A 13493-nucleotide genomic window follows, 5' to 3' on the forward strand; every position below is an offset into this window, starting at 1 on the left:
CATGATAACAATGAGGTGAACTATGAGCAGTGGTGACATCACCCGCTACGTCATTACCGTCAACATTCATGAAGCGTCACTGACCGAGCTCAATGAACTCAACAACGCTTTTACACGGGCAAATTTTCTGCTCACCCTCACGGACGACGAGGGCAATATTCATGATTTAGGCACGCTGACATTTGGCCTGATAAGCGCCCTCAGCGACGAGGAAGTTCACGCCCTGGCAAGCAGTCTGGCTGAGAGTGTGACCGATAAGGACGCGGATATTGAGGTAGATACCTGGGAAAGTTGGCGAAAAAAAGAACAATAAGTGCGTTGTATGAATTTAAACCGCTCAGGTGTGCGTTAGTTCGTATTTTTTAACAGCCGTTTTGCGCTAACTTTATGATCTGGCAGACAACATGGGAGAGATATCATGTGGCAGGCTATCAGTCATCTTTTAAGCGAGCAATTAGGTGAAGGTGAAATTGAACTGCGTAATGAACTGCCTGGCGGTGAGATCCACGCCGCGTGGCATTTACGCTACGCGGGGCGCGACCTTTTCGTTAAATGCGATGAACGTGAACTTCTCCCCATCTTCACTGCCGAAGCCGATCAGTTGGATCTGCTGTCGCGCAGCAAAACGGTCACCGTCCCGCACGTCTGGGCCGTGGGCAGTGACCGCGACTACAGTTTTCTGGTCATGGAATATCTCCCCGCTCGCCCGCTGGATGCCCATAACGCGTTTATTCTTGGACAGCAGCTAGCACGATTGCACCAGTGGAGCGACCAACCGCAGTTTGGACTCGATTTCGACAACGATCTCTCCACCACACCACAGCCGAACGCCTGGCAACGCCGCTGGTCGATCTTCTTTGCAGAGCAACGTATAGGCTGGCAGCTGGAACTGGCGGCAGAGAAAGGGCTGGAATTTGGCAACATTGATGCCATTGTCGAACACGTGCAGCAGCGTCTTGCCGCGCACCAGCCTCAGGCTTCGCTGTTGCACGGGGATTTGTGGTCAGATAACTGTGCGCTGGGTCCGAACGGCCCTTATATCTTCGACCCTGCCTGTTACTGGGGTGACAGAGAGTGCGACCTCGCTATGCTGCCACTGCATCCTGAACAGCTGCCGCAGATTTATGACGGATACCAGTCGGTCTCGCCGTTGCCGCCTGACTTCCTCGACCGCCAGCCGGTGTATCAACTTTATACCCTGTTGAATCGGGCAATTCTGTTTGGTGGTCAACATCTGGTAAATGCGCAGCGCGCACTGGAGCGGGTACTGGCGGCGTAGCGGGCGGTCATGCACCACCCGCTGTGGCTCTAGATAAAACCGAGCAGTGAGAAAAAGAAATAACCGGCCACGATGATGACTACCGGTAATACATAGAGCGGGAAAATCTGCAGGAAAATCGTGTGCCGCGGAACAACGATGCGGGATTCGATTTGCTCGCGGCTCATCCCGTCCGGCCCTTTCGCCTGCTCAAGAATGAGCTGGTCTTCCACACCTTCTCGTAAAAAACGCGTCTGGCGACTCATGCGCGCGCCTGATGCCTGCAATGCCATCGCGATAAAAATCAGCGCGTAAATCACCCAAAAGCCAACATTCGCCTGTTGATGAAAATTCGGTGTCGGTGAGTTAAACCAGAAAAAGTTTAAGAACGGGGTGTTAAAACGCATCATTTCAATCATCACATGCGCGAAATCCAGCATTACCGCATTGATACCCGGCTGCTTTTCACTGTGATCGTACATAAATTTGAGTACGGAAATCAGCGTGGAAATTACAGCCGGAATAAAAATGGCCCAACCGGCAATACGTTTTAAGACAGCGATGCGTCCAGCTTGTTGATACGTCATTCGTTCCCCTTCAAAAAGACGCGTTATTTTTGCCTAAGTCTACCTGCTGCCCATCATTTTCGCCCGTTCTTTAAAAGCATTATGCTAAATTGCAGATTGTGCTTAGCACGTATCGTCTGTCGAACACCTGAGATAAGGAGACGTTGTGATGTCGACACCGCGCCAAATACTTGCCGCCATTTTTGACATGGACGGATTGCTGATTGACTCCGAACCGCTGTGGGATCGGGCTGAACTGGATGTGATGGCGAGCCTCGGCGTCGATATCAGCCGCCGGAACGAACTTCCCGATACGCTGGGACTTCGCATTGATATGGTTGTAGACCTCTGGTATGCCCACCAGCCATGGGTTGGCCCCGGTCGTGATGAAGTCACCGCGCGTATTATTAACCGCGCCATTACGCTGGTTGAAGAGCAGAAGCCCCTGCTTCCGGGCGTGCGTGATGCGATCGCCCTGTGCAAGGCGCAAGGATTGAAGGTCGGACTGGCCTCCGCCTCGCCGCTGCATATGCTGGAAAAAGTGCTGTCCCTGTTCGAACTGCGCGACAGCTTCGACGCGCTGGCCTCAGCCGAGAAACTGCCCTACAGCAAGCCGCACCCTCAGGTCTATATGGACTGCGCCGCAAAACTGGGTCTGGATCCGCTCACCTGCGTGGCGCTGGAAGATTCCGTTAACGGCATGGTGGCCTCCAAAGCCGCACGCATGCGCTCTATCGTTGTGCCTGCCGAAGAAGGCCGCCACGATCCCCGCTTTGCCCTGGCGGATGTGAAACTGGCCTCGCTGGAAGACCTTACGGTTGCCCATCTGCGCGGCGAGTGACCTTCTCTTTCAGGCAGCCCTTCGCTGCCTGAAATAAAAATAAAACATCGTTTCATTTAATTGCATTTCCCGCTTTCACCTCCTATTCTTACCTTCAGAATGACAATAACCTTACTTCTGAGGCGCGTATGATACTGGAGTCCTTCACTCTTGCAGGAAAAGTGGCCATCGTCACGGGATGCGATACCGGGCTGGGACAGGGCATGGCCGTGGCGCTCGCACAAGCCGGATGCGATATTGTTGGCGTGAACCGTAAAGTTCCCGACGAAACGGCCGCGCGCATCACCGCTCTCGGGCGTCGATTTATGGCGATTCGGGCCGATCTCGGTCAACAAGAGAGCATTCAGCGCGTAGTGGATAGCGCTGTCGCCGAGATGGGACGCGTCGATATTCTGGTGAATAACGCCGGGACCATACGGCGGGAGGATGCCCTGGCATTCAGTGAAAAAGACTGGGACGACGTTGTTAACCTGAATCTCAAATCGGTTTTTTTCCTCTCTCAGGCGGTGGCCAAACAGTTTATCCAGCAGGGTCAGGGTGGGAAAATCATCAATATTGCCTCGATGCTTTCATTCCAGGGGGGGATCCGGGTGCCTTCTTACACCGCGTCTAAAAGCGGTGTTCTGGGTATCACGCGCCTGCTCGCCAACGAATGGGCTACGCATGGCATCAACGTGAACGCCATTGCGCCGGGTTATATGGCGACCAATAACACACAGCAGTTGCGCGATGATGAACAGCGTAGCCAGGCGATCCTGGAGCGTATCCCGGCCGGGCGCTGGGGATTGCCGGAGGATTTGCAAGGTCCGGTTGTTTTCCTTGCCTCTGCTGCATCGGATTATGTCAACGGTCACACCCTGGCCGTAGACGGTGGCTGGCTGGCGCGCTGACGCCGCTTTGTGACAAAGAGTTACACCGTCACCTCTTCCGTACACTGTATAAAAACCCTATACTGTATGAATTGACAGTTTGTTGGGTTTTATCATGACGGCGGAAGGCCACCTGCTTTTTTCAATTGCATGCGCAGTGTTTGCCAAAAACGCTGAACTGACCCCTGTGCTGGCACAGGGTGACTGGTGGCATATCGTCCCTTCCGCCGTATTAACCTGTCTCCTGCCGGACATCGATCACCCGAAGTCGTTTCTTGGACAACGGTTGAAGTGGATCGCCAAACCCATTGCCAGAGCGTTTGGTCATCGGGGATTTACCCACAGCCTGCTGGCCGTGTTTGCCCTGCTTACCCTGTTCTATTTAAAAGTGCCTGAAAGCTGGATAGTGCCGGCAGATGCCATACAGGGGATGGTGCTCGGCTATTTAAGCCATATTCTTGCCGATATGCTGACGCCTGCCGGTGTCCCCCTCCTGTGGCCCTGCCGGTGGCGTTTCCGTTTACCCATTCTCGCCCCGCAAAAAGGCAATCAGCTGGAGCGCGTTTTGTGCATGGCACTCTTCGCGTACGCCGTCTGGATGCCGCAGACGTTGCCCGAAAATGGTGCAGTTCGCTGGTCATCGCAGATGATCAATTCGCTGCAATTTCAGTTCAATCGTTTCATTCATCACCAGATTGAACAGTAAACAAACAAAATAATCCCGTTTGTCATAAACCATTCCATTTGGATATAAGCGCTGCATCACACTTCTGCTAACCTTGCGCCATCAGGATCGGTAAAAACCGACCGTATAATAAATCAGGAGAACGGGGATGAATTTTCCACTCATCGCGAACATTATTGTGTTCGTTGTATTGCTATTGCTTCTCGCGCAGGCGCGCCACAAACAGTGGAGCCTGGCGAAAAAAGTGCTGGTCGGTCTGGTCATGGGTGTGGGCTTTGGTCTGGCATTACACGCTGTTTACGGCTCCGATAACCCGGTACTGAAAGATTCCATTCAATGGTTCAACATTGTCGGTAACGGCTACGTGCAGCTGCTGCAGATGATTGTGATGCCGCTGGTGTTCGCGTCTATTCTGAGCGCCGTTGCCCGTCTGCATAATGCGACTCAGCTGGGGAAAATCAGCTTCCTGACTATCGGTACGCTGCTGTTCACCACGCTGATTGCCGCGCTGGTGGGCGTGCTGGTGACCAACCTGTTTGGCCTGACCGCTGAAGGCCTGGTCCAGGGTACGGCTGAAACCGCGCGTCTGACGGCGATTCAAACCAACTATGTTGGCAAAGTGGCCGACCTGACGGTTCCGCAGATGGTGCTCTCCTTTATTCCTAAAAACCCGTTTGCTGACCTGACCGGTGCAAGCCCGACCTCCATTATCAGCGTGGTGATCTTCGCCGCGTTCCTGGGTGTGGCTGCGTTGAAGCTGCTGAAAGACGATGCGCCAAAAGGCGAACGCGTGCTGACCGCTATCGATACCCTGCAGAGCTGGGTAATGAAGCTGGTCCGTCTGGTCATGCAGCTGACGCCTTACGGTGTGCTGGCACTGATGACCAAAGTGGTTGCGGGATCAAACCTGCAGGACATCATCAAGCTGGGCAGCTTTGTCGTCGCCTCTTACCTGGGTCTGGGCATCATGTTTGTGGTGCACGGCATCCTGCTGGGCGTGAACGGCGTCAGCCCGCTGAAATACTTCCGTAAAGTGTGGCCAGTGCTGACCTTCGCGTTTACCAGCCGTTCCAGCGCCGCGTCTATTCCGCTGAACGTGGAAGCGCAAACGCGTCGCCTGGGCGTTCCTGAGTCCATCGCCAGCTTCTCTGCTTCCTTTGGTGCCACCATTGGACAGAACGGCTGTGCGGGCCTGTACCCGGCAATGCTGGCCGTAATGGTCGCGCCGACTGTGGGTATCAACCCGCTGGATCCGGTGTGGATTGCCACCCTGGTGGGCATTGTGACCATCAGCTCCGCAGGCGTTGCGGGTGTTGGTGGTGGTGCAACCTTCGCCGCGCTGATTGTGCTGCCTGCGCTGGGTCTGCCTGTGACGCTGGTTGCGCTGCTGATCTCCGTTGAGCCGCTGATCGACATGGGGCGTACCGCGCTGAACGTGAGTGGCTCCATGACCGCCGGTACGCTAACCAGTCAGTGGCTGAAGCAGACCGACAAAGCGATTCTGGAAAGTGAAGACGACGCCGAACTGGCGCACCGTTAATCACTGTTGAAATAAAAAAACCGCCTGATGGCGGTTTTTTTATGGCTGTTATTCTTCAACCTCTTCATCCTGGCGGATCTGCATCGCCCACCGTTGCGCTGACTCCGGCACCGTAAACGTGGGAGAGCGGCGGAAATGTTCGCCGATCAGCACAAAGGCCACGTATTTACCCCGTAACTGCCAGACGTCGCGAAAACCATCCACTTTCAGGGCATGGTCAGGCGGCGCGGGCTCAACGCGGGGCACATAGCTAATAACCTGGCGGTTTTGTTGACGAAGAGGTTTCATAAGCGACGGGTTCACTAAAGCAAATTCTTGAAGCAGGAAAATTCTATGATAGCCGATCTGACTACCTTCCGTCGCGCTCAGAGTGGGTGAGATGGCTCCTTTCGTTAATGACGGCATGTGAAAACTCTTAGTTGGCGAGCCATCTCACGACATTGTTCTATCCTTAATAGGGTTTTTAGCAATGGATAAAGGAGAAACGTGCAATGTCGAACAAAGATAAAACACATCAATCACCGATTCATGGCACTGAAGAATCGCAACCGGGTATGGACTCTCTCGCTCCAGCTGACGGCTCTCACCGCCCCTCACCGGGCCCTTCCGCGCCTGGCGAGCAGCCTACCGCACCGGGAAGCATGAAATCGCCGGATACGGGGAACGAGAAGCTGGAATCGCTTGAGCCACACCGTAAAGGTAGCGAAGGTTTTGCGCTCACGACCAATCAGGGCGTGCGTATTGCTGACGATCAGAACTCCCTTCGCGCAGGCACGCGTGGGCCGACCCTGCTGGAAGATTTCATCCTGCGGGAAAAGATTACCCATTTTGACCACGAGCGCATACCGGAACGCATCGTTCACGCGCGCGGCTCGGCTGCGCACGGATACTTCCAGCCCTATAAAAGCCTGAAAGACATTACCAAAGCGGATTTCCTCTCCGACCCGGATAAAATCACCCCGGTATTTGTGCGCTTTTCTACCGTGCAGGGTGGCGCAGGCTCGGCCGACACGGTGCGCGATATCCGCGGCTTTGCCACCAAATTTTATACCGAAGAAGGTATTTTCGACCTGGTCGGCAACAATACCCCGGTGTTTTTCATTCAGGATGCGCATAAATTTCCTGACTTTGTCCATGCGGTAAAACCGGAGCCACACTGGGCCATACCGCAGGGACAAAGTGCGCACGACACCTTCTGGGATTACGTCTCGCTACAGCCAGAAACATTGCACAACGTGATGTGGGCAATGTCAGACCGCGGCATTCCGCGCAGCTATCGCACCATGGAAGGGTTTGGCATCCACACCTTCCGCCTGATTAACGCGGAAGGCAAAGCCACTTTCGTGCGCTTCCACTGGAAACCGGTGGCGGGTAAAGCGTCGCTGGTGTGGGATGAAGCGCAGAAGCTGACTGGCCGCGATCCCGATTTCCACCGCCGCGAGCTGTGGGAATCCATTGAAGCCGGAGACTTCCCGGAATACGAACTGGGGTTACAGTTGATTCCGGAAGAGGACGAGTTCAAATTTGATTTCGACCTGCTTGATCCGACTAAACTCATTCCTGAGGAACTGGTGCCGGTTCAGCTGGTAGGGAAAATGGTGCTCAACCGTAATCCGGATAATTTCTTTGCCGAGAATGAACAGGCCGCCTTCCACCCGGGCCATATTGTCCCCGGTCTGGATTTCACCAACGACCCGCTGTTACAGGGTCGTCTGTTCTCCTACACCGACACGCAGATTAGCCGTCTCGGCGGACCGAACTTCCACGAAATCCCCATTAACCGCCCCACCTGCCCGTATCACAATTTCCAGCGCGACGGGATGCATCGCCAGGATATCGACACCAACCCGGCGAACTACGAACCGAACTCGATCAACGATAACTGGCCGCGTGAAACACCACCGGGCCCGAAACGTGGCGGGTTTGAGTCGTATCAGGAGCGCGTCGAAGGAACCAAAATTCGTGAACGCAGCCCATCCTTCGGTGAGTATTACGCCCATCCTCGCCTCTTCTGGAACAGCCAGACCCCGATTGAGCAGCAGCATATCATCGGCGGCTTCAGCTTTGAGCTGAGCAAGGTGGTGCGCACTTACATCCGCGAGCGCGTGGTCGATCAGCTGGCGCGAATCGATATCCAGCTTGCGCAGAGCGTCGCCGATAACCTCGGTATTACCCTGACCGATGAGCAACGTAACGCAGCTCCACCGAAAGACGTTAACGGGCTGAAAAAGGATCCGTCTCTAAGCCTGTACGCCGTACCGGGCGGATCGATTAAGGGCCGCGTGGTCGCCATCCTGCTGAACGATAAAACCCGCGCCAGCGACGTGCTGGGGATTATGCAGGCGCTGAAAACCCAGGGCGTGCATGCGAAACTGCTTTATTCCCGTATGGGCGAAGTGACCGCCGATGATGGCTCCGTGCTGCCGGTGGCGGCGACCTTTGCCGGGGCGCCTTCGCTGACCGTTGATGCGGTGATTGTGCCGTGTGGAGATATTGACAGCCTGCTGACCAACGGTGACGCCGTGTATTATCTGCTGGAAGCCTATAAGCATCTGAAACCTATCGCCCTGGCAGGCGATGCGCGACAGTTTAAGGCGCAGCTGAAGGTGGCCGATCAGGGTGAGGACGGCATTGTCGAGGGCGATAACGTTGACGATGCCTTTATGACGAAGCTGTTTGATTTACTCGCCGCGCACCGCGTCTGGTCGCGCAGCAGTAAGATTGACCAGATACCGGCATAAAAAAAGCCGTACCCGATTGTGCGGCCTGATGCCCTCACCCCGCCCCTCTCCCACGGGAGAGGGAGAAAACACAAAAAACGGTAACCGAGGTTACCGTTTTGCTTTTACCTCGCCACCCGGCTTTTTTTACTCACAAATCCCCAAACGTCCCCAACCGATACCCGCGCTCGGCAATCGCATACTTCAGCGACGCTGACGTCAGCACATCCAGTTCCACCAGACGCGGCCAGCAGTAGGCACTTTTCCGCACGGTATTATCGACAAATGCCGGGTGCGCCATCACCTCTACGGATTTTTCACCGCGAGCGGCGGACTCATCCAGCACCTTCAGGAACAGCGCTTCGTCGATCTCGTCTCCGTAAAATGCACTGCTGAATCCATCTGTTGATTTCACAGCGCAGTCCGGCACGCCGGGCACCTCACGATCCACGCGGATCGCGACGCCTTTACGCTGTGCAAACTCCGCGACAATCGGGAAAATCGCCGGGATCATGTGCACGTGGTGATGGCTATCGATGTGCGTCGGCTCCTTGCCAAACACATCAACAAAGCGGTTAAACTGGCAATCCAGTTCACGGGTAATCTCTTCGAGCGGCAGAGCGTCCTGCTCTGCCATTTCCCAAATCCATTTCCCTAACTGTCCGTCACGCGTCAGGCCCGGCATCGGTGAAAGCGGCATACCCAGCGTCAGAACAAAATGCATGCCCACACCCAGCTCGGGAACGTCCCGACTTAGCTGAGCCGCATGTTCAACCGCCTCGCCGTTAATCAACGCCGTGGTTGAACTCACCACACCCCGACGACAGGCTTCAATGATGCCGTAGTTCTGCCCTTTCGACAGGCCAAAATCATCGGCGTTTACGATCAGCAGGTTTTCCATCGTACATCCTCTTAACGGTGGGTGAACTTCAGTTTCTCAACCGTTGCAGCAAAGTTTGGCAGCCATTTTTCATGCGCCAGGATCATCTCACTCGCCAGCTGCTCCGCATCACGGTCGGAGTGCACCAGCGGACTGAGGTTCAGGGCCAGAAGCACATCATTCAGTTCACCGCTCAACGCCGCATTGCTTGCTGCCACCTCAAAGCCTTTAATGGTGTGGATCAGGCCCATCACTTTGTCGTCAAAGTGGGTAATGCGCGGGTGCGGTTTCGCGCCGTCGCGACCCAGAATGCAGGTCATCTCAACGGCCCAGTCAGCCGGGATATTATCAATGTGGCCATGATGCGGCACGTTGACATAGTGCTCAGCCTGCTTGTCGTTATAAATGGCGTTAATCACTTCGCAGGCCGCATCGGAATAGTATGCCCCGCCGCGCTGCTCCAGCTCTTTCGGTTTAACATTAAGATTTGGATCTTTATACAAATCAAACAGCTGCTTCTCAACTTTTTGTACCACCTGGGCACGCGCGCCGCCTTTATAGTACTCGCCCATTTCGATAGCCAGCATCTCTTTCTGCTTGAAATAGTAGAGCAGGTACGAGCACGGCAGCAGGTTCAGGGAGCGGATCAGCCCTTCACTGAATGGCAGATCGAAAATGTTCTTCACGGATGCGGCGGTCAGTCGACCCGAAGCAACACCGTCGAGCAGTTCGGCAAAGCGCGACGTGCCGTTAACGATCACGTCTTTGATAAACACCATGTGGTTCAGGCCGAACAGATCGATGGAAAGCTCGTCGTTGTCGGTCAGCGCCAGCACGTCGCGAATAAACATCTTCATGCCAATCGGGATATTACAGACGCCGATAAAGCGTTTGAAACCGGTGTGGCGATAGACTGCCTCCGTCACCATTCCCGCCGGGTTGGTGAAGTTAATCACCCACGCATTCGGGCAAATCTCTTCCACGTCTTTGATGATGTCGAAAATCACCGGAATGGTACGCAGACCTTTAAACAGACCACCCGCACCGTTGGTTTCCTGTCCCAGATAGCCGTGGCTCAGCGGAATACGCTCATCCAGCTCGCGTGCTTTCAGCTGGCCGACGCGCAGCTGGGTGGTAACGAAATCAGCATCTTTCAGCGCCAGACGGCGATCCAGCGTTTTATGTACGGTCAATGGCACACCGGCTTTCTCAACCATACGTTTACACAGGTCGAAAATAATATTCAGCTTTTCCTGACCTTCTTCTACATCCACCAGCCATAATTCGCTGACCGGTAATTCATGATAACGTTTCAGGAAACCTTCCAGTAATTCTGGGGTATAGCTGCTGCCGCCACCAATGGTTACGACTTTTAATTTCTGTTGCATAATATCTCCCTTAGCGTATCAGGTTAACCGCCTGCAAGGTATAGCGTTCTCTTCCCGCTATTTGGGCAAGCAATTACGTCAATATTCGTGGCGAATAAAATCGCCGGATATTAATTAATTACCGTCAGATTTTTGCGGTAACTGTTTGGTGTGAACGAAGTAAACTTCTTAAACGTTTTAATAAACAGGCTGGGGCTACTGTAACCTGACTCATAAGCAATATCGGTGACAGAGTAATTGGTAATTTCCAGCTGTTTCTTGGCAAAGTTAATGCGGATTTCATTAATAATTTGCACAGGCGTTTTACGATAATAACGCTGCGTCGCGCGGGTTAAATACTCCTGCGACTTGCCCGACAACGAAACCATATTTTCCAGCGCGTTGTCGCTGAACTGCCCTTTGTCGTGCATGAGCTCAACGGTGCTGCGAAGCCACTGTGGGATATCATCAATGACCTGCTGTTCTTCGCGATGATGGCGAAGGCGGTTCATCACATAAAACGTCACGGTTTCAATAAACTCGTCGAATTCATTGTCGCGGAAGTTGAGTGAGGCAATAACCGTTTCGATCCAGGTCATGAACTCGTTTTTGACGCGATAGACCTGTGACGCCACGAAGCAGAACGGTACCAGCGGCAGATAATGTTTCTCAAAGAAGCGTCGGCTGACGCCCACATTCAGAATGCGTGTGGCACCAAACTCGTAAAAGCTCTGATGATAGGACCCCATCGGCAGGAAGACAAAATCTCCGCGCTCCAGTAACACGCGCTTACCGTTGATCTCCTGGTAGTAGCGGCCGGTCAGAACAATCGTGAACTCGTAGTAGTCATGCTGGTGCAGACCACTGGCGCTCTCCGTCTTGTTGTAAATAACCACGTGAAAATTCTTGCCATTAAACAGCTGCTGCTCAAGTGCGGTTTTAATTTCCATCGTGCTGACCTCCTGCTGCCTGACCTGACTTACTGCATCTTCTCGTGAAGCTCGATTAACTCTGCCACCAGCTCGCGCGCCAGCATGGAGGTCATAAGATGATCCTGGGCATGTACCAGCACCAGGCTCACCTTCATTTTCCCTTCGCCCTGGTCGCCTTCGATGAGCTTCGTCTGCACCAGATGCGCTTCATTCAGTGCAAGACGGGACTGGTCCATCATGGTTTTTGCTGCGGCGAAATCACCCTGCTTGGCCTGCTTCAGCGCGGCATACGCCAGGCTGCGTGCCTGTCCAGAGTTGATGATAAGCCCCATCACCACTTCTTCCAGATCGTTCTCTACGGTTTCGTCTGCGACAATACTATCCAAATCTAACATCGTTAAGCTCCTTTTAGCTGGCGCGGGTTGCCCCGCGCCGTGCAATTTTAGAATTTCAGTGCGAGGGCGATATCCTCTTCGCTCTCTTCTTCATCGATAACGGTTGCCGCTTTGTTCGCTATTGCCACGAATGGCATGTAAAGCAGGGTTGCAATCCCGAGGTTGAATATCGCCAGCAGGAATGCCGCGACGCTACCGTTGGTGTTAAAGAACGCACCCAGACCGGCTGGCATGGTCCACGGTGCAATGTTGGTCACCGGCGGGATAATGCCCAGGTAGTACGCGGTCAGGGTGATTGCCGCCAGCAGCGGTTGCACCAGGATGAATGGAATGAACATCACCGGGTTCATGATGATTGGCAGACCAAACAGAATCGGTTCGTTAATCTGGAAGATGCCTGACGGCAGCGCCAGCTTCGCAACCTGACGATGATCGGCACGACGAGAGACAATAAAGACCGCGATGATCAGACCCAATGTCGCCCCGGTACCGCCCAGGAAGATATAGGAGTCAAGCATAGGTTTCGCCCACACATGGAAGGTTTTACCGGCTGCCAGCGCCGCATCAACGGAGCCGTACTGCTGATAAAGCGCAACGTTTTCCAGTGCCCACGGGGTCATGATACCGCTGTCCAGCGCCGCCAGTGCCAGTGAACCATGCACGCCGAAGAACCACAGCAGGGAGGTAAAGATGACATACGCCCACCCCACCACTCCACCCATTGACGCCAGCGGCGTAGAGATAGAGTCCATAATGATCTGGTGGAAGTTTGTGCCCCAGTGAGAGAGCGCCCAGGCGATAATCCCCATAATGGAGAGAATAATGAAGCCTGGAATCAACGCGGAAAATGAACGAGATACCGATGCCGGTACGCTATCCGGCAGACGGATAACCCAGTTGCGGCGAATAATGAACGTGAACATTTCCGCAACAACCAGACCGATAACAATACCCGAAATAATATTTGCGCCACCCAGCCAGTTAGCACCGACAGCATAAGCCTCGCCGACGCTGTATGGGGTAACCGTCATAAATGCTGCGACAGAGAGTAAACCTGCGGCCAGAGGATCCACTTTACGCTCTTCCGCCAGCGCCATCCCGATAAAGAAAGGCGCCATCAGCGACATAATACCCAACGTACCGTTGTATACGTTGCCGCCGATGGCTTTAAGACCATTAAGGGATTCAATAGTGGAAGCGTCTAACCGAATTCCTAATGAATAAAAGAAGGAACCTTCACCAAAGCTCAGAAAAACGTTGTTAATTAAAACGAACATTGCCCCGGCCAGCGTCAACGGCATTAATTTAATAAAGCCGTTTTTGATGGCATTAACGTGAGGCTGCTTTCCTATTTTAACAGCAAAAGGAAGGAGTACCTTTTCAAGTGAAGCGATGACTTTACTCATAGGAAAATACCCTTAAATGCCGTAACGCATGTTA

Annotated in this window: 13 protein-coding genes and 1 pseudogene; 7 read left to right on the forward strand and 7 right to left on the reverse strand. The window is 53.7% G+C overall.

The window, feature by feature from the left end; all coding sequences use genetic code 11:
* Positions 1-22 precede the first annotated feature (22 nt).
* Positions 23-313 carry a type V toxin-antitoxin system endoribonuclease antitoxin GhoS gene (gene ghoS / locus AC2T6E_RS04140; RefSeq protein WP_108416807.1) on the forward strand — a complete coding sequence of 97 codons (291 nt, stop codon included), beginning with the start codon at positions 23-25 and terminating at the stop codon, positions 311-313.
* Positions 314-418: 105 nt separating this feature from the next.
* On the forward strand, positions 419-1279 hold the full coding sequence (locus AC2T6E_RS04145) for a fructosamine kinase family protein (protein WP_010430160.1): 861 nt from the start codon (positions 419-421) through the stop codon (positions 1277-1279).
* Positions 1280-1308: 29 nt separating this feature from the next.
* Here AC2T6E_RS04145 and AC2T6E_RS04150 read toward each other — a convergent pair whose 3' ends face one another.
* Positions 1309-1845, reverse strand: a complete 537-nt coding sequence (locus AC2T6E_RS04150; RefSeq protein ID WP_010426111.1) for a YniB family protein — start codon at positions 1843-1845, stop codon at positions 1309-1311.
* Between the two features lie 148 nt (positions 1846-1993).
* Between AC2T6E_RS04150 and hxpB the strand changes: the two genes are divergently transcribed.
* From hxpB to AC2T6E_RS04170, 4 genes are all read left to right on the forward strand, one after another.
* Positions 1994-2665, forward strand: a complete 672-nt coding sequence (hxpB, locus tag AC2T6E_RS04155; RefSeq protein WP_108416806.1) for a hexitol phosphatase HxpB — start codon at positions 1994-1996, stop codon at positions 2663-2665.
* Positions 2666-2793: 128 nt separating this feature from the next.
* Entirely contained in the window at positions 2794-3555 is a 762-nt protein-coding gene (gene kduD / locus AC2T6E_RS04160) for a 2-dehydro-3-deoxy-D-gluconate 5-dehydrogenase KduD (RefSeq protein ID WP_042714490.1), read from the forward strand.
* Between the two features lie 94 nt (positions 3556-3649).
* Complete coding sequence (locus AC2T6E_RS04165; RefSeq protein WP_108416805.1) at positions 3650-4240, forward strand: metal-dependent hydrolase; 591 nt, start codon at positions 3650-3652, stop codon at positions 4238-4240.
* A gap of 127 nt (positions 4241-4367) precedes the next feature.
* Positions 4368-5759, forward strand: coding sequence for an L-cystine transporter (locus tag AC2T6E_RS04170; RefSeq protein WP_486690657.1), 1392 nt, complete (start codon positions 4368-4370; stop codon positions 5757-5759).
* Between the two features lie 48 nt (positions 5760-5807).
* Here AC2T6E_RS04170 and cedA read toward each other — a convergent pair whose 3' ends face one another.
* Complete coding sequence (cedA, locus tag AC2T6E_RS04175) at positions 5808-6083, reverse strand: cell division activator CedA (protein ID WP_256350567.1); 276 nt, start codon at positions 6081-6083, stop codon at positions 5808-5810.
* Positions 6084-6250: 167 nt separating this feature from the next.
* Here cedA and katE point away from each other — a divergent pair, with 167 nt between their 5' ends.
* Positions 6251-8500: a catalase HPII gene (gene katE / locus AC2T6E_RS04180; protein WP_108416804.1), complete on the forward strand. Its 2250-nt coding sequence runs from the start codon at positions 6251-6253 to the stop codon at positions 8498-8500.
* Between the two features lie 130 nt (positions 8501-8630).
* On the opposite strand, the gene chbG is transcribed toward katE, so the two are convergent.
* The 5 genes and pseudogenes from chbG to chbC form a co-directional block, all read right to left on the reverse strand.
* Positions 8631-9380, reverse strand: coding sequence for a chitin disaccharide deacetylase (gene chbG / locus AC2T6E_RS04185; protein ID WP_108416803.1), 750 nt, complete (start codon positions 9378-9380; stop codon positions 8631-8633).
* A gap of 11 nt (positions 9381-9391) precedes the next feature.
* Positions 9392-10747: a 6-phospho-beta-glucosidase gene (locus AC2T6E_RS04190; protein ID WP_089599100.1), complete on the reverse strand. Its 1356-nt coding sequence runs from the start codon at positions 10745-10747 to the stop codon at positions 9392-9394.
* A gap of 110 nt (positions 10748-10857) precedes the next feature.
* A pseudogene (chbR, locus tag AC2T6E_RS04195) lies at positions 10858-11694 on the reverse strand (transcriptional regulator ChbR); the annotation flags it as partial.
* 11 nt (positions 11695-11705) lie between these two features.
* Positions 11706-12053, reverse strand: coding sequence for a PTS N,N'-diacetylchitobiose transporter subunit IIA (chbA, locus tag AC2T6E_RS04200; protein ID WP_010430147.1), 348 nt, complete (start codon positions 12051-12053; stop codon positions 11706-11708).
* 47 nt (positions 12054-12100) lie between these two features.
* Positions 12101-13459 (reverse strand): PTS N,N'-diacetylchitobiose transporter subunit IIC, encoded by a 1359-nt coding sequence (chbC, locus tag AC2T6E_RS04205; RefSeq protein ID WP_454539281.1) that lies wholly within the window; start codon positions 13457-13459, stop codon positions 12101-12103.
* Between the last annotated feature and the right edge of the window lie 34 nt (positions 13460-13493).

The sequence above is a fragment of the Enterobacter sp. B79-1 genome, assembly GCF_057444735.1.